Origin of the sequence: Glaciimonas sp. Gout2 (genome assembly GCF_035018905.1) — a bacterium.
Classification (GTDB): Bacteria; Pseudomonadota; Gammaproteobacteria; order Burkholderiales; family Burkholderiaceae_D; genus Glaciimonas.
Genome location: NZ_JASJXA010000002.1, coordinates 1 through 16,684, shown reverse-complemented (window position 1 = coordinate 16,684; position 16,684 = coordinate 1). Strand labels below are relative to the sequence as shown.

Sequence of the window (16,684 nt, the reverse complement as noted above, 5' to 3'; positions counted from 1 at the left end):
GTTGCACCTGTGCCGTAGTTAATCTGCGGTCTACTGGTGTGCTGGGTGCTGCTGGGTCTTGCTGGTGTTGTCTGCTTCTAATTACTCTGATTGCTACAATATTTAAGAAAGAGTGCTTAGATGAAAGCCCTCATATCCGCGTTCTGCGACCTCATTACATTTTTTGCGGTAGGGCACCACACCGCCAACATACGGCATGAACACGCGTGGCTTGCCGGGTACGTTGGCACCGACGTACCATGAATTAGCTAGCGGAAACAAAGTCTTGTCGGCGACTTCGTTGACATGCGCCACCCACAGCTCTTCTGCCACGCGATCAGCCTCAATCGTTTTATGTCCATGTTCACCCATCCATGACAGACAATCGGCGATCCACTCAACATGCTGCTCGATGGCAAAAATCATATTCGACAGCACCGAAGGGCTGCCCGGGCCGGTAATGGTGAACAGGTTAGGAAAACCCGCCATCATCAAGCCCAAATAAGTGCGCGGGCCATTTTCCCATTTGCTGGCCAGGGTTTCCCCGGCACGACCAACGATATCGATCTTCGATAGTGCACCGGTCATGGCGTCATAGCCGGTTGCAAAGACAATGCTATCGAGCGGGTAATGTGTGTCCGTCGTCTGCAAGCCGCTAGCCGTAATGGAAGTGATCGGCGCGGCACGCAGATCGACCAATGTGACGCTATCGCGGTTATAGGTGCTGTAGTAGTTGGTGTCGACGCAAATCCGTTTAGCACCAATTGGGTAACCTTTTGGCGTCAGCAAATCGGCCACTTTAGGATCATCTACGATAGCGCCGATCTGGCTTCTGACGAATTCCGCAGCGCTATCGTTGGACCTGATATCAAGCATCAGGTCGTTGAACGAGTGCATAAAATTGACACCACCCGCTTGCCAACGGCGTGAATATTCGACCTGTTGTTCAGCGCTGCTAACCTCGTGCGCTTTATGCGGACTTTTTTCGTACAAGGTTCCGGAGCTGGTGTCCTCACGGGCCTGCTGACGCAAACCGGCGTAGTTATCCTTCCATTTCCGCTGAGCCGCGTCTGTCATAGGAACATTGCGCGCTGGCACGCTGAAGTTCGGCGTGCGCTGAAATGCAAACAATTGCGCCGCCTGTTGCGCGATGACAGGAATACACTGAATTCCCGAAGATCCGGTACCGATTACGCCGACGCGCTGGCCACTAAAATCGACAGGCTCGTGCGGCCAGTTACCGGTGTGATAGACATTTCCTTCGAAGGCATCGATACCAACAATATCCGGCATGCGGGTCGACGACAGGCAACCGGTTGCCATGATGCAGAAACGTGCAAAAATGTGCTCACCATGCTCGGTACTGACATCCCATAAACCTTGTTCTTCGTTGTAATGTGCAGCGCTAACGCTGGTCTGGAATGTAATATCCTTGCGCAAATCGAAACGCTCAGCGACATGCGACGCATAAGCCAATATTTCAGGCTGCGCTGCGAATCGTTCAGTCCATTCATACTCCTGCTGCAACTCTTCGGAAAACGAGTAGGAATACTGCATGCTCTCGACATCACAACGCGCACCGGGATAGCGGTTCCAATACCAAACGCCACCGACGTCATCGCCTTTTTCAAATGCACGCACCTTCAATCCCAATGCGCGCAAACGGTGCAGCATGTACAAGCCGCCGAAGCCTGCACCAATCACAACGGCATCCACCACTTCGCCACTGGCACTGGACAAAGGAGTAGTTTTCGCCTGCGCGTTACTAAACGGTTCGACAGCATCTGGCATTATGTCTCCTCAGCCCTACGGCCCTAATATTTATTTTTATAGTATTGACTTACCCCAAAATGCCCCAGCGGCGTTGTGCTCTCCTTGCCGTAGTAGCGCACTGTCTCCGTCGGCACGCCTTCCTGGGACAATTTTGGGTAAGTCCTAATCATCAAAGCAACTTAACGTCCCAACCGATAAAAGTTGCTCGCCGTATCGTGGAACAATGACGCTTTTTCCGTTGCTGATGCACCGGAGGCTATGCGCTTGAATGCGTTCCATAGAACGGGATAGCTACACATACCTTTATCGACCGGAAAATTACTTTCAAACATGCAGCGATCTGCACCGAAGTGTTCGATACAAGCTTCGATGTACGGGCGCCATGCAGTCGACAACTCGCCGGACGATGGTGGAATCGGTTCTTTATGAAATTCAAATCCGATGACCGCCATTGCCAAACCACCCAACTTGACGTGCACATTAGGACACGTCGCTAACGTTTTCATTGAAGCTAACCAGTGCGTAAATACGGTGTCACGTTTACCAACATAGGGACCCACACCAAGTGGACCGCCGGTATGATTCAACACAATCGGGGTCTCGGGAAAAGCCCGCGCCAATGCCGTCAGTTCATCAATTTGCGTGTGATAAAGCCACGCATCAAACGTCATATTAAACGCCTGCAAACGACCAAAACCGGTACGGAATGTCGGGTCAGAAAATAGGTGCTCTTGTGGACGCCCCAACAAACTGGCGGAAAATGCCTCATGCCGTGCCGAGATATGGCGGATACCGCGGAAGCGGCCATGGCCTGCGTCGATGTGTGCCGCTAACAAGGCATCAACTTTGTCTCCCAAAAGCAAATTGCCAGCACCGACAATACCGGCGCAAATGCGGGTTTTTTCATCGCGGCGTTCGCACTCTTCAGCAACTGCCGTGACGAATGTCGTTTCTCCAACCGAACGCAATTCTTCCGGTCCATCGGTACGATATGCATATCCACACTGAGAAAAAACAGTCGCTACAACGTTGTGACCGGAATTGGTATCAGCTAAAATTTCGTCAAGGAAATAGCCGCCTTCGCGCTCCCACAAATGATGGTGCGGATCGATGATCGGCAAATCCGGTTCGATGATTTCTTCCTGCAAACGGAGCAACCAGGCTGGATCAAGTGAAATGTGCTGTAAAACCGGAATGGACGTATTTGACATGGGAAAGCTTTCAGTTAGCGTTAAAAACAAGCACGATTTGCCATCTTCAGTCCAGAGCCGCACATAAACCAATACGCTTGAATCTTGACTGAAATATCTACCGCGATTTAGGCCGCAACCACCGCTGCTTCGCCCACGATTGTGGTGCGATGCATGACGCGACGTTCGTCAGCGTCGAACTTGGTCACCTGATGCATGGTGCAACGGTTGTCCCACAACACGACATCGTCGGTTTCCCAACGATGCGAGTAAACAAATTGCGGCTGGCCCGAGAACGCGGTCAGTTCGGCAATCAGTTTGCGTCCTTCTTCAGAAGACATGCCTTCGACTTCCTCGTTATAGATCGGGCTGATGTAAAGCGATTTACGGCCAGTTCCTGGGTGAATCCGCACCAGTGGTTGCCATACCGGCGGCATCGCAGCGCGCTCTTCGTCTGTCAGTGGACGCAAGGAATTCTGTTTTTGCAAAAATTCAAAGTCATGCAAAGCGCGACGGCCTTCAATTGCCTTCTTCAGTGATTCTGGCAGCGCTTCATAGACCGCATACATATTGGTGAATTGGGTTTCTCCTCCACTACGGCTGACTTCGATCCCGTGCAGCAGAGATCCGGTGCAGGGTATCGCACGGTAGCTACTGTCGGTGTGCCAAAATTGCGCCAATGACACCTGACGCGCTGTTGGGTGCGACAGTGGCATCAATACATTATTTTCATCAACGTTGGAGACACGGAAAATTTCGCGTACGCTTTTTGAGCGAATGATGTCCTGGTGAAATATTTCGGGCTCACCGAAATTGCGCGTAAATTCAACATGTTCCTGATCAGTAATATGCTGATTCGGAAAAACTAACACCAGATGATCCATCCAGATATCGTTCAACAGACGCATGGTTTCCTGATCCAGCTTCTGACGCATATCGACACCAAGTACTTCGGCGCCAAGCGTGGTGCCCAACGGGCGTACCGTAAGTGACGCGTTGGACGTATTTTTGACGTAAGACGACATAAAGATATCTCCAGATCCACAAAAGGAATGTTTAGTTTTAGGTGTAATTTAGGTGTAGCAAAAGGCGGCACAAACGTGCCGCCATGGTGGACTGCTGCCGCGCTCAAAGGAGGCCAATCAGTCGGCGAAAGAAAAGCCCATCGCCCGGGTGTAATAGTAGATGCCGCCATCCTGGATAATCAGGAACATGGCGCGCTTGTCACCCTCGTTGTGATGCGAGTGAACTGACACCGCTGGCGTCACGGTCGTGGCCCATTGCGACCAATCCTTACGCTTGCCATCGACAATCGAATAGCAGCCTTCGCCCTGAATAATCAGTGCCATCGCCATCGCATTGTGTCGATGCGGACGCTGTGCATCGCCAGGCTGAAGAGAGTTCATCGCCACGGTCAGCGTTGGCAACACATTGCGAATTGCCAGTTGCGACGTAGACGATAAAATCAACGCAGAGCCGGGAATGTCTTTGCCACGCCCTACCGCGTATAACAGATCGATTTGTTTAGTAATTTCATCGGCGGGATAGTGAACGACGCAGGTTGGAGATTTGCCTTGCTCAGGCGCGCGCAGATGCTCGAACGCGAGTTGCGGTTCGTTCGTGACGATCCACAATACGGCATCGGTGCCGTGCGCGTGATAACGATGCACGCCGCCACCGGGAAGCACGAACACATCGCCAGTGCTCCATTCGATTTGCTCGGATTCGCAATCGGTCGTGCCGGTGCCCGTGATGACATAGACGATGATTCCGCTGGCAATAAATTCGGTGCTTAAGGTCTCACCTGCTTTGATCTTGGCGTAACGCGCCAACGACAAAGGTGTCGTTGCCGGAACCGCGCTTTCCAGCTGCGCCGAGACGTCACAAGCGATCAGGCCAGTTGGCGTGTCGGGATGCAAAGCCTTTGCTGGCTCATCAATAAAGCTTTGATCAGGTACCGCGGGCAGTTTGACGTCAAAGGCGTTACCAGTATTGAAATACCGGGCCGATGCTTGTGCCTTAGTTTTCGGTGCAGCCGCTAGCTGAACGGGTAAATCCGCAATTGTCGTAGGACGCGTTGCTTCAGTCATGGTGATCTCCTAGTGTTCTGTTGCCGTTGGTCCTCCCTCGCGGGTAAGCGCCAAACGATCTTTATGTGTATTACGTTACGCCGCTCACCCCGCAGGGTCAAACGAGAAATTCTTGTCGATACCGATCACTGCAAACACCACTTAACAACATTGTTGCGTGGCTTTAGGGCACACCTTCTATACCGATTGGACCTATTCAATCACCGACGGCAATCGGCACACCTCAGTCACAATAGCTGCAAAATCCGCAATAGCTGGATCGAGACTATCAACACGGGTAGCCACGAAAAAGGTAATGGAAGGGATCGGTGGCTGCGTTTTCAACACACATAACGTCCCGTTCTCAACATCATCCTTGATCAACTCTTGCGGCATCATGCAGATGCATACGCCGCCGCGCGCGACATACAACATGGTCGACATATTATTGCAAAAACTGATCGAACCCGGCATCACACCGTCATCCGCGAACCAGCTTTGCATCTGGGAAAATAAGCGCGCTTCCCGACTGAGCGAAATGATCGGCAATGCAGCGATCTCGCGCGGACTCACCACTTTCAAGTCGCCTATCAGAGCGGGAGCACCGACCCATACCACCTTCATTGCACCAATTGGCATCGCATTGATCTCGGGCGCATGGATCGGCCCACCGACAATGGCAACATCGATTGCCCCACGCCCCAGTTTCTGTAACAAACTTGCGTTCAAATCGATATCGACCTCAACCGCCAGCCCGGGATAGCGCAACTTCAATGCATTGATCATCGCCACCAATGAACGTGCGGCGATCACTTCCCCAAGACCAATCTTAACCACGCCGCTGGTGATCTCCGGTTTGCCAGCAGCAAGCCGTAACTGAGACGCATCGATCACCACTTTTTCGGCATGAACCAAAAGCTCACGCCCTTTTAGCGTTAGCTGAACATGCCGCCCGATACGATCAAATAAGACTACGTCCAACTCCATTTCGAGTTCTCGGATGCGTGAAGATACACTCGCCTGAGATGTGTACAGACGCTCGGCCGCGGCACTGAAAGTGCCGAGCCGGGAAATCCAGCAAAAGGTCTCAAGCTGCTGAATATTCATTGTGTTCTTCTTACCTCCACATTTAGTCTGTTGGTTCGTAAGTGGGCTAGTCGGTGGTTGCTTACATCTTTCCTTGGCCAATTACCCCTTATTTACTGGGAGCAATCAACGCAGTCGCCATCGCCTTCAACTCCCTGCGCAAGACCTTGCCGGTCGCAGTGACTGGCAGCGCCTCACAAATTTCGATACGATTAGGTACTTTGTAACTGGAAGCAATTGCACGGCAATGGGCCTGCAATTCTTCACAACTCACTTCCATACCCGGCACTGGCACAATAAAAGCCACAATCATTTCGCCGCGGTCGGCGTCCGGTGCACCGGTTACGCCAGCCAGCGCAACAGCGCCGTGCTGCTGCAATAACTCTTCAATTTCGGCGGGCGCGACGTTGATGCCTGCACGCTTAATCATTTCGGTATTCCGACCAACAAATTGCAAACAACCATCGACGGTCAATTGCCCCAGATCACCCGTTGGAAAATAGCCATCCGATGTAAAGGCCGAGTCGTTTAGTTCGATGCTAGTGCCGGTATATCCCGGCGTTACATTGCCGAATACCTCAATCATGCCGACTTCACCTTGCGCCATTTGTTCGCCAGTATCCGCGTCAACAATACGTACCGTCACACCAGGCAGCGGCTGTCCCTGCATTTGTTTGCGTTGCTCCAGCGGCCAATGATGCCAGGTGACGCAACAGTTTCCGTAGCTTTCAGTTTGTCCGTAGACGTTGCAGATTTCGTGCGCGCCGAGGATTTCGGCTGCATTGACGACATCCTGCGCGCTGCCGATCGTGAGGCCGGTACGCAGACTACGCGTGCGGTCCTGATGAAATGACGGATGCGTGACAATACTTGTCGTCATTGCTGGCAAGGTATAGATCGCCGTACAAGCATGCCGCTCGATCAATTCGATAGCGCCAGCCGGTTCAAAGCGCGTCTGCAATACCAGCGCGGCACCGTGCGTGAAGGTGGCGCACATCGCATTTGCTGATCCATACGACCAAAACAACGGCAATGCCAGCAGCACTTTGTCGTAAGGAGAATACCCTTGCCGTTCACCGATGTTGAAGGCGTTTTCAAGCATGGCGCACTGCGTCAATCGCACTGCTTTCGGATAAGAAGTTGAGCCTGATGTGTAAAGAATCATCGCATCATCGCCGTTATGACCGCCGGCACCGGGCACCTGAGATTCGTCGAGCGGCGGATGGCGGCTGACGAAAGCCTCATAATCGATAGCGCCAATCAGGGGCACGCCACCGGAGTTACTGCCGCCAATGGCAACAACGGCATCCATCTTTGGATAGCGCGCCGAACGCCATTGACCAGACCCGACGGTGCCCAACTCAGGTATCAATGCGATCAGGTCAGCGGCATAATCCTGTTCCCCAAACTGTTCCAGAGTGAACAATACTTTGACGTCTGAGTCTGCCAATAAAAAATCGAGTTCCGCACGTTTCGACCAGGTACTGAAAGGCACGGCGACTGCACCAATAGCCGCCGAAGCGATACACACTTCGATCCATTCCGGACGGTTATTGACCAAAATGCCGATACGATCACCGCGACCTACGCCAGCAGCACGCATTCCCGCGGCGACGCGGCGAATTCGTAGTTCCAGCTCGGGATAAGTAACACGCTGATCTCCTGCAATGATGGCAGGCCGATCGGTATACCGCTCAGCCATTTCACACACAAGGTCAAATAAATTTCTACTGTAAGGTGCACGCATAGTTCGCTCAAGTCTTTTCAATGGTTATAACAACTGCGAGTACCTATAAAGTATTTCGCAAGGGAATATAAAAAATGACTAAGCAAAATCATGCAACCAGCGTCAAGCGCCAGGCAGATTCCGAGCGGCAGATAATGCGGTGATGTCGTGCATTCACGCTGATAGTCGTTACGCCCGATTACGTATAACCGGTCGTTACAGCTATCAATATCTTGTGTTAATTATTCGCGCAAACTTTCACATCGCTGCGTTGATCAAAAGGCTCTCGGAAGAGTGTTGATAAACGCTTTTTTCTGTCTCCGGTCGTATCAGCATATTGCTGTCGACTCTTTGTCATTTTTTTATACCCAACAGTAGAGCGCCCACGTATTGCAGTCAAACGAGAAAATCTTGTAGATATTTATTAGGATTTACGAAAAATCGCCCCAGCGGCGTTGTGCTCTCCTTGCCGCCAACGTGGCCCGGTACTAGCGTACTGCCTGCGTCGGCACGCCTTGCTGGGACGGTTTTTCGTAAATCCTAATGATGCAACTGGTTTGCAACCCCTCCGCCGCAGACAAGATGCTTGGGCGGCAAAGAAAGCACAACGCCGCTGGGGCGATTTTGCGTAAGTCCTTTTCTAAGTAGCGTTGGGGGGCGGGATAGCCTGTCCATACATGTTGATTTTGTGGCAGTTCTTAAATAACAGTGTTGGCGTCATGCCAAAAACCTGACGCACTGAATGGCTAAAATGGGTAGAGTCCGGATAGCCGGTATTGAGTGCCAGATAAACCAGATTAGTCGAATCCATCAAGCGATAAAGCAAACTACGTCCCCGTTTCCATGACCGAAAACTACGGAAAGGCACACCCACAGTCTCCCTGAACAAATGCAAAAACCGCGATACCGAAAGTCCTGCATCACGCGCACTATCGATTGCCGATGCCTGACCGCAAGGATTAAGTTTAATAGAGGCAACTAACGATGCAATCCGTGATTCGAAAGTACGCGGACGCGTCAGCAGTTGTCCGAAAAAAAACATATCAAAGTCTTCAGTCTGCGGATCGATAATATCTCCCAGACTGTTAATTTTTGCATACGCCTCACGCATCTGCCGCACCACTGCGTCGTCGTTTCGTTGACCGGAAACTGCTTTCAAATAACTCGGCAGAAGACTCACATCAACTGTTTCTGGTTCTATATGTATCACCGCGACCAGACGGTTATCACATTCAATTCGGTGCGGCGTGTAGGCTTGCACAATCGCGAGGTCGGTGCTTAACCAATCACCTCCGTCGATACTAATCCGTATTGGCTCAGCCAGCGATACATACATAATAATGCTGCCCATCACGCGGGTAGTGCGCTGACCGATCAATCCAGCATAAAACACCCTGTCAGAATTAATCCATATGTGACGTTGGCGCTGCGGACGTTTGCCTGCGTCTGTGTTAACTGGTAATGCATCATTTTGTTTCATTGCAATATCCACCAATATTGAGTATCGGGCGCTAGGCCCCGCATGTTGCAATTACTTTGTTATGTCGCCCTTGCCCCATGAAATGGTGGAAGGCAAACCTGATGTCACGCTATTCATGTTCCGGTAACAGCCAGTTCTAATTCAAAGGGCGCAATGCGGTAGGGCGAACCAAAATATCCGATAAGCTGCATGCGGTATCAACACCCCATGCAGCAGACCCTTCGCAATCCAACACTATTTGTTCTGCAACAACCGGGACAGAAGTCCCGGCGCTATCAACCTTCCTCTACCACCGGAATCACTGGATGCAATACAGATTGCAATTTCGCCGATTTTTTTCGATGCTTGGCACGAATCGCAAAATACACCTGAATCAGGATCAGGAAAGCACACACTCCCAAGAACGCACCACTAATTGGCCGCTGCACGAACACCATCATGTCACCACGAGAAAGCAACAAGGCACGACGGAAGTTTTCCTCTACCATGGGTCCAAGCACATAGCCGAGCAAGATCGGCGCGACTGAAAAATCCAGAGCAACGAAGATAGCCCCGATCAGACCGAATACCAGCACCTCACCAATTTCAAACAAACTATTGTTGGTACTGTAGACGCCTACCGCGATAAAGAATAAGGCGGCTGGATACAGATAGCGATAAGGCACCTGAAGCAGTTTTACCCAAATACCGATGAGTGGCACATTCAATATAACGAGTAATACATTACCGATCCAGAAGCTAGCGATAAGACCCCAGAAAAGGTCAGCATGTTCAGTGATCAGTTGCGGTCCAGGCTGGATTCCCTGAATCAGTAATGCGCCCAAAATAAGCGCCATCACGGCATCGCCTGGAATACCGAGACTCATCGTCGGAATAAAATCAACCTGGGTTTTTGAGTGTGAAGCAGCTTCCGGGCTGGCGACACCTTCAATTGCACCATGACCGAAACGTTCAGGTGTTTTGGATATTTTGCGCTCAAATGCATACGCAATAAATGTCGTGATAGTCGGTCCGGTTCCGGGCATTGCACCGAATAAAGTTCCAATCAAGGTGCCTCGCACCATCGGAAAGAATGACTGTTTCAGCTCAGCCTTGCTAGGCCGCATATCGCGCAAGCGCATTTTGACGCCTTTAGCAACAACCTCCATGCGGTTCACGCTGCGCAAAAATTCAGTCACACCAAATAAACCCAGTGCCAAAGCAACCAACTCAACTTTGTCGGAAAGTTCGATCAAGCCCATAGTAAAGCGGGCGGTTCCAGTGTTCACATCGGTTCCGACTAATCCGATCATCAAGCCGACCAGCGTCATCGCCACCCCTTTTAAGGGCGATCCTTTTGACATGGTGCCACCGCAAATCAGACCCAACAACATGATCGAAAATATTTCCGTTGGGCCAAACTTGAAGGCGACACTCACCAACAAAGGCGATGCAAAAATCATCACAACAATACCAAATGATGCGGCAAAAAATGATGAAATCATGGTAATGCCGAGCGCGGTTCCACCCTTGCCCTGTTTGGTTAGCGGATAACCGTCAAGACAGGTAACAGCATGCGGAGGATGGCAAGGCAGGTTAAGTAATATCGCACCAATTGCCCCGCCATATTGCGAGCCATAAAAAATGCCGGCGAGCATTAAAATTGCAGGAATCGGATGTAAAGTGTAGGTCAACGGAAGCAGCATGGAGATCGCCGAAAGTGCACCCATGCCAGGCAATACACCGATCAGATTACCAATTAATACACCAACAAACGACCACATCAGATTGTGTGGCTGAAGCGCAACGCCGAAGCCTTGCCACAAATCCATTAAAGACTGTCCGATCATGACTCAACCCCACTGAAACAAAGGAAACTGCATTTTAAGCGCCCACCAAAACACGACTACGCACACTGCCACCATTGCTAACGATAATAGGCATGCGCTCTTCAGTGAATTTTTCCGATCTCCCATTGCGGAGATGAAAACAATCGCAAACGTCGCTGGCAACAATCCACCATAGCGACCCAGGACCACAAAAGCGACGATGGAAAGAGCGATGCAGATCCAGCCACGCCATTCGGGCCGCAAATGTTTTTCTTCCTCTGCCGAAACGCTACTTTTAGCGGTAAGCGCAATTGCTGCACCTACCAACATCAGCATCGTTCCCAGCGCCACGGGAAAAAATCCTGGTCCCATTTTGCTTAACGTGCCAATGTTATATGTGCGCCCCTGTACCACAGCGCCCAAACCCAACAACATCATCAAACCGCCGCCGTAATAATCTTTATTATATTTATTGATTAAATTGCGCATTGTCATCCTCCTATTGCTACATTAAATTTTTATTTCTTGCGCGACATATCGAACCGATATCCGTCAAACCTGCACTTTCCGACGAAAAGTTCATTGTCTTAAGAGCACTCTACAAACCGCAATGAACACGCTTGCCACCCACAACCAAGGTCGACTGAAAAGCAAGGCCGCACAGCTGTGCGGTGAGCATCGACAATGCAAGATTGATTCGCGTAATGCGTTTTAGAGATCACTCTAAGCTTGCGCTGGTATTTTTATGGGCGAAGACTGCCTTCTGCCTGACTCCAACTAGCCTAATTTATTATTATACTATTTGGTATTGTAATGTACTTTTAGGTACAAATTAAAACTTTAGAATATGATGTATTGCTGCAACAGACTGCAGTGCAGATAAGTCAACGAACATTCCTTTTTAGGAATATAGCAACCCTCAAGCTTTAACTTTAAGGTGCCTTTCGATGCACCGCCTAGGGCTGAAAAAGGCTCGGAGCCGCCTTGATGCAGATAAATCAAGGTCGGATAGAAGCGAGGGTAAATGGGAAGGTCTCATTGCAAGAGCTTCCTTTGAGCGAATGTTAGCGAGACAAAATTAGAAAAATGTATAGCAATTTCTATACATTTTTCCTCAACGATTACTTAGTCTTTTCAGTTTTTTTTAAAACTAACTAACCAACCAATGCAAATTGACGCTATGCAGCAACCGGTTTTCGGACCTTTGGCAGTATTGCATTACCAATGATTTGCTTCATTACCTCGGCAGTACCACCACCCAAACGGCACATACGGGCATCGGCAAACGCACGTGCGATTGGGTATTCCCACATGTAGCCCCAACCACCGAAGAACTGCAAGCACTGATCCATTACCTTACCTTGCAGTTCAGTAGTCACCAATTTCGCAACTGCAGCATCGGTCGAGTCCAGCGCGCCCTTCAGATGCAACTCGATACAACGGTCAACAAATACCCGTTGCGCTAATACTTCAGCATGCAATTCAGCCAACTTGAATCGCGTATTCTGGAAGTCCCCAAGCGTCTGGCCGAACATCTGGCGCTCGGTGACGTACGCTTTGGTCCATTCCAATGCCGCTTCAGAACTCGACACGCCACGGATTGCCTGAACCAGACGCTCTTGCGCAAGTTGTGTCATCAGCAGTACAAATCCCCCGCCTTCATCACCAAGCAAGTTGCTCACAGGCACACGCACATCGGCGAAAAATAACTCGGATGTATCTTGTGCTTTGCAGCCTAACTTTTCAAGCTTGCGCCCACGTGTAAAGCCCGGCGAATTGGTCTCAACCAAAATCAGACTGACGCCCTTGCCGCGCGCCTTTGGATCGGTCTTACAAGCTAATACCAATAGATCGGCGCTATGACCGTTAGTGATAAAAACCTTCTGTCCATTGATCACGTATTCGTCACCGTCACGCAACGCCTGCGTGCGCATGGCCTGCACGTCGCTACCGCCAGATGGCTCGCTCATGCCTAGCGCTACTACCACTTCGCCGGTCGCCATTTTCGGCAACCACTTTTGTTTCTGTTCTTCCGTACCGAAATCCACCAGATACGGAGCGATGATGTCTGATTGCAGATAAAAAGTCGGGCCAGTTGCGCCTACACGGGCCATTTCCTCTATCAGGATCGCACTGTGTAAGAAATCGCCACCCATGCCGCCGTATTCTTCCGGAACATTGCAACAGAGCAAACCTAACTCACCCGCCTTAAGCCACAGTTCACGCGGCACTTGACCGGCTTTTTCCCAGTCGGCATGAAAAGGGACAATATGTTCAGCGATAAAGCGCCGCACGGTGTCGCGGAAGAGTTCGTAATCGGCTGTAAAAATGGTACGTGGAATCATGGCACACTCAAGGTTATAGGTTTGCGGCGCACGCCCAAGAGTAGACTGTCGCCATGGTATGTAGACTTAGGTTTGAATTATTATCGTTGAAGTCTTATTTTTAACTTAGCTACTAACAGCGTTCAAGTACCTGTCCACTTAGGCGCGCGCTTTTCGGCGAACGCCAATGCGCCTTCACGTGCATCGTTGGAGCGCAACACCGGGCCGGTAATAGCATCCTGGCGTGCAAACATCTCGTTAATTGGCCAATCACGCTGTTCAACAATCACGCGCTTACTTGCCGCGACTGACATCGGCGCGTTCGCCAGAATCAGACGCGCCAGACGCTTGGCTTCGGCCAGCGCACCACCAGGTTCCACCAATGCATTGATCAGTCCATAACGTTCCAGCCGCTCGGCCGATATCATTTCGCCGGTAAGCGCGATTTCCATCGCAATACGCTGCGGGATCAAGCGCGGCAAACGCAACAATCCTCCCGCCGCGGCAGCCAGTCCGCGCTTGACTTCGGACAGGCCAAACATTGCCGTGCGCGATGCCACCAAAAGATCGCAAGCTAACGCCGATTCGAATCCACCAGCCAACGCATAACCTTCAACAGCAGCAATCACAGGCTTAACCGGAGGCGTCACGGTCATACCCAGGATGCCTCTTCCCTCAACCCGCGTGACTTCACCGCGTGCAAATGCCTTGAGATCCATCCCAGAGCAGAAATGACCACCCGCGCCAGTGAGAATGGCCAAATGCAAGTCATCGCGCCGATCCATCTCATCCATTGCCTCACACACGCCGAAAGAAACCGCACGATTGGCTGCATTTCTCGCCTGTGGTCGGTTGATTGTGATGATCACCAGACCATCTTCATGTTCGACCAATACTTCATCTGCCATGGGTTACATCCTTCATTGTGCGTTCGGTACTACCGATAATTTCTATGCCTCCAGTGCGAGGGGCTCCGGCCAGCATTGCTTATCATACTAAACGGTACTATTCAATACGGTCAAGTATATACTTTACGGCATGATCAGTCGATTTCAAAAAAACCACGCATTTCTGATGTTTATGCGTTTCGGCCAACAATTCGTTAATCAGAAATACACATACTATTTAGTATTTGTTTTATACTCTTCGGTATTGAAGCATCAACTATCGCTTATTAGGCAATCTCTTATGGCAGCACTTCCATTAGCCGGCATTCGCATCCTTAGTCTGGCCGAACAATATCCCGGCCCCTTCGCGACGATGCTATTAGCTGACCTCGGCGCGGATGTGATTCTGATTGAACGACCAGATGGCGGTGATCCGTCACGTCGCTTCCCCGGGCTATTCTCCTCACTGAATCGCAACAAACGCTCAGTGACGCTGGATCTTAAATCTTCGTCAGGCAAAGAACAGTTCTTGCAACTGGTCGATACGGCGGACGTCGTCATCGAGGGATTTCGCCCTGGTGTCATGGCACGCTTAAAGTTGGACGCTGACACATTGCGCACGCGCAAACCTTCGCTCGTATTTACCTCAATTTCGTCGTTTGGCCAAAATGGCCCGATGGCAGGCGTCGCCGGACATGACATCAGCATCCAGGGTTCGGTCGGCATGCTGGACGTACCGCAAGGCCAGGAGGCTAACGCCACGCTACCCGTGTTGCCACTGGCCGACATCTCTTCGGCGATGTTCGCTGCATTAGGTGTTGTGACCGCACTGTTCGCACGATCCCAGTCCGGCAAAGGCGCCCAAATCGATGTCTCCATGTTCGATTCATTAGTCTGCTGGATGACGCCGTTTTTGGTCCCTGTGATGAACCAGCAACCGATCCGCCCGCTGCCCCCCGAAGATCCGGGTTATGGATTGTTTGGCACTGCCGACGGACGCCAGATCACGTTGAGTATTGCAGGCGAAGATCACATGTGGCGGGCGCTTTGCGAGTTGATCGGGCTCGACGAATTTGCGGGTCTGCCGGAGCTAGAACGGAATGCACGCAACCAGGAAATCGATCCACATTTGCGCAATGCAATTGCTGGCCGCAGTTTCGACTGGCTATGTCAAAACCTGGAAGCGGAACGTATCGCTTTCGGTCCGGTGTTAAAGGCAGAAGACGTGGTACAAGATGCCCATGTCAACGCACGCCGCATGGTGGTTGAAATAGAAGGGCAGTATAAAAATGCGCAGAAAAAAGAACGTTTCATTCGGCAACCACTGATTTTAGACGGACAAATCGGCACCATCGCCCGTCCTGCTCCGGGGCTAGGTCAGCATAATAGCGAAATATTAGGGGGATAAAAGTGGGCGCAATATCGGGGAGGATATTGCGCGATTGCAAGCAGACCGAATAAACAGAATAGTAGTCCTGGATTGTCGTCAACAATCCTTGCAGAACATTCATTAGTTTAATAACTTCTATTCAACTGCCGGGTTAAAGTTAGGGACATGTAAGCGCCTGTCACTTTATCTTTATCAGAGCCTGCTCAATTTGGGCCAGGAGTAAATACAAATTACGATGTATCGTATTCCATACTATTTCAAAATCGACTTTGTGATAGCCATGCGCCAAGGCATTGCGCATTTCGTAGGCAAATCCCCAGGGAATTTCACTGTGCTGAGCCGCGAATTCTGGATGCTTCTTTATAATGTTTTTACAAGCCTCTCCAACGATTTCAAAATTACGAACAACCGCATCCTGAGTTTTCTCATCGTCAAGAAATTGCATTTCTGTCATGCCGGTTTTATACCATTCGATACGCTGAATTGCTTCAATAATGTGCCCTAAGTATTCAGCCACACGTGGTTGATCAGTCCTGCTCATACGGGAATTGCCTCCGCAAGCACTTGGGCCCTGAAGCTTTCCGGCAGCGCTTTGGGTGTAAGGACATCAACTGCAATGCCTAGTAACTGGCGCAGTTCGTAACGAATCGCACCGATATCCATCATCGTGGTTTCGCTGGTAGGATCAACCAGTAAATCGAGGTCACTCCCTTCTTCATCCTCGCCGTGTAAAACAGAACCAAACACACGCGGATTGGCCGTATGAAATCTACTTGTGATTTCGCGTACGGCAATACGGTTCTGCTCAAGAGCAGTAGAAGGCTTCATCTTGATCTTTCAAGGGATGTTCCACGTTAATACTAAAAAATATACTTATAAAAATGCTTATATTAGCTAGGGTGTGTTGACATTTATTTCAACCAAAGTGCCGAAGCCGCGAGCGCCACGAATGAAGCAAAGCGCGAAGCTAGT

14 protein-coding genes are annotated in these 16,684 nt (G+C 50.6%); 1 reads left to right on the top strand and 13 read right to left on the bottom strand.

Going from position 1 to position 16,684, the window contains the following annotated elements:
- Positions 1–102: 102 nt before the first annotated feature.
- From QN379_RS02540 to QN379_RS02490, 11 genes are all read right to left on the bottom strand, one after another.
- Positions 103–1,770 (bottom strand): NAD(P)/FAD-dependent oxidoreductase, encoded by a 1,668-nt coding sequence (locus QN379_RS02540; RefSeq protein ID WP_323505911.1) that lies wholly within the window; start codon positions 1,768–1,770, stop codon positions 103–105.
- Positions 1,771–1,931: 161 nt separating this feature from the next.
- Positions 1,932–2,963, bottom strand: coding sequence for an amidohydrolase family protein (locus tag QN379_RS02535; RefSeq protein WP_322232948.1), 1,032 nt, complete (start codon positions 2,961–2,963; stop codon positions 1,932–1,934).
- Positions 2,964–3,070: 107 nt separating this feature from the next.
- Entirely contained in the window at positions 3,071–3,967 is an 897-nt protein-coding gene (locus tag QN379_RS02530) for a TauD/TfdA family dioxygenase (RefSeq protein WP_322232950.1), read from the bottom strand.
- Positions 3,968–4,084: 117 nt separating this feature from the next.
- Positions 4,085–5,032 carry a cupin domain-containing protein gene (locus tag QN379_RS02525; protein WP_323505910.1) on the bottom strand — a complete coding sequence of 316 codons (948 nt, stop codon included), beginning with the start codon at positions 5,030–5,032 and terminating at the stop codon, positions 4,085–4,087.
- A gap of 192 nt (positions 5,033–5,224) precedes the next feature.
- Positions 5,225–6,118, bottom strand: coding sequence for a LysR family transcriptional regulator (locus QN379_RS02520; protein ID WP_323505909.1), 894 nt, complete (start codon positions 6,116–6,118; stop codon positions 5,225–5,227).
- An 88-nt stretch (positions 6,119–6,206) separates the two neighbouring features.
- Positions 6,207–7,844 (bottom strand): class I adenylate-forming enzyme family protein, encoded by a 1,638-nt coding sequence (locus tag QN379_RS02515; RefSeq protein ID WP_323505908.1) that lies wholly within the window; start codon positions 7,842–7,844, stop codon positions 6,207–6,209.
- Positions 7,845–8,463: 619 nt separating this feature from the next.
- The gene (locus QN379_RS02510) at positions 8,464–9,303 is read right to left on the bottom strand and encodes an AraC family transcriptional regulator (RefSeq protein ID WP_322232958.1); all 840 of its coding nucleotides are present in this window, start codon (positions 9,301–9,303) and stop codon (positions 8,464–8,466) included.
- Positions 9,304–9,578: 275 nt separating this feature from the next.
- A complete protein-coding gene (locus tag QN379_RS02505) occupies positions 9,579–11,132 on the bottom strand; it encodes a tripartite tricarboxylate transporter permease (RefSeq protein WP_323505907.1) in 1,554 nt (517 codons plus the stop codon).
- Between the two features lie 3 nt (positions 11,133–11,135).
- Complete coding sequence (locus QN379_RS02500) at positions 11,136–11,606, bottom strand: tripartite tricarboxylate transporter TctB family protein (RefSeq protein WP_323505906.1); 471 nt, start codon at positions 11,604–11,606, stop codon at positions 11,136–11,138.
- A gap of 683 nt (positions 11,607–12,289) precedes the next feature.
- Positions 12,290–13,456, bottom strand: coding sequence for an acyl-CoA dehydrogenase family protein (locus QN379_RS02495; protein WP_323505905.1), 1,167 nt, complete (start codon positions 13,454–13,456; stop codon positions 12,290–12,292).
- Between the two features lie 122 nt (positions 13,457–13,578).
- Entirely contained in the window at positions 13,579–14,343 is a 765-nt protein-coding gene (locus tag QN379_RS02490; RefSeq protein ID WP_322232966.1) for a crotonase/enoyl-CoA hydratase family protein, read from the bottom strand.
- A 280-nt stretch (positions 14,344–14,623) separates the two neighbouring features.
- Between QN379_RS02490 and QN379_RS02485 the strand changes: the two genes are divergently transcribed.
- Entirely contained in the window at positions 14,624–15,730 is a 1,107-nt protein-coding gene (locus QN379_RS02485) for a CoA transferase (protein WP_322232968.1), read from the top strand.
- Between the two features lie 160 nt (positions 15,731–15,890).
- On the opposite strand, the gene QN379_RS02480 is transcribed toward QN379_RS02485, so the two are convergent.
- Together QN379_RS02480 and QN379_RS02475 are read right to left on the bottom strand one after the other, a co-directional pair.
- Positions 15,891–16,253, bottom strand: coding sequence for a DUF86 domain-containing protein (locus tag QN379_RS02480; protein ID WP_322232970.1), 363 nt, complete (start codon positions 16,251–16,253; stop codon positions 15,891–15,893).
- Positions 16,250–16,540, bottom strand: coding sequence for a nucleotidyltransferase family protein (locus QN379_RS02475; protein ID WP_322232972.1), 291 nt, complete (start codon positions 16,538–16,540; stop codon positions 16,250–16,252). The genes QN379_RS02480 and QN379_RS02475 overlap by 4 nt, the downstream gene beginning before the upstream one ends.
- Positions 16,541–16,684: the final 144 nt, after the last annotated feature.

Excerpts from the sequence above, each read along its gene's own strand:
- QN379_RS02540 (WP_323505911.1), bottom strand. The coding sequence starts at position 1,770 with ATGCCAGATGCTGTCGAACCGTTTAGTAACGCGCAGGCGAAAACTACT.
- QN379_RS02535 (WP_322232948.1), bottom strand. The coding sequence starts at position 2,963 with ATGTCAAATACGTCCATTCCGGTTTTACAGCACATTTCACTTGATCCA.
- QN379_RS02530 (WP_322232950.1), bottom strand. The coding sequence starts at position 3,967 with ATGTCGTCTTACGTCAAAAATACGTCCAACGCGTCACTTACGGTACGC.
- QN379_RS02525 (WP_323505910.1), bottom strand. The coding sequence starts at position 5,032 with ATGACTGAAGCAACGCGTCCTACGACAATTGCGGATTTACCCGTTCAG.
- QN379_RS02520 (WP_323505909.1), bottom strand. The coding sequence starts at position 6,118 with ATGAATATTCAGCAGCTTGAGACCTTTTGCTGGATTTCCCGGCTCGGC.
- QN379_RS02515 (WP_323505908.1), bottom strand. The coding sequence starts at position 7,844 with ATGCGTGCACCTTACAGTAGAAATTTATTTGACCTTGTGTGTGAAATG.
- QN379_RS02510 (WP_322232958.1), bottom strand. The coding sequence starts at position 9,303 with ATGAAACAAAATGATGCATTACCAGTTAACACAGACGCAGGCAAACGT.
- QN379_RS02505 (WP_323505907.1), bottom strand. The coding sequence starts at position 11,132 with ATGATCGGACAGTCTTTAATGGATTTGTGGCAAGGCTTCGGCGTTGCG.
- QN379_RS02500 (WP_323505906.1), bottom strand. The coding sequence starts at position 11,606 with ATGACAATGCGCAATTTAATCAATAAATATAATAAAGATTATTACGGC.
- QN379_RS02495 (WP_323505905.1), bottom strand. The coding sequence starts at position 13,456 with ATGATTCCACGTACCATTTTTACAGCCGATTACGAACTCTTCCGCGAC.
- QN379_RS02490 (WP_322232966.1), bottom strand. The coding sequence starts at position 14,343 with ATGGCAGATGAAGTATTGGTCGAACATGAAGATGGTCTGGTGATCATC.
- QN379_RS02485 (WP_322232968.1), top strand. The coding sequence starts at position 14,624 with ATGGCAGCACTTCCATTAGCCGGCATTCGCATCCTTAGTCTGGCCGAA.
- QN379_RS02480 (WP_322232970.1), bottom strand. The coding sequence starts at position 16,253 with ATGAGCAGGACTGATCAACCACGTGTGGCTGAATACTTAGGGCACATT.
- QN379_RS02475 (WP_322232972.1), bottom strand. The coding sequence starts at position 16,540 with ATGAAGCCTTCTACTGCTCTTGAGCAGAACCGTATTGCCGTACGCGAA.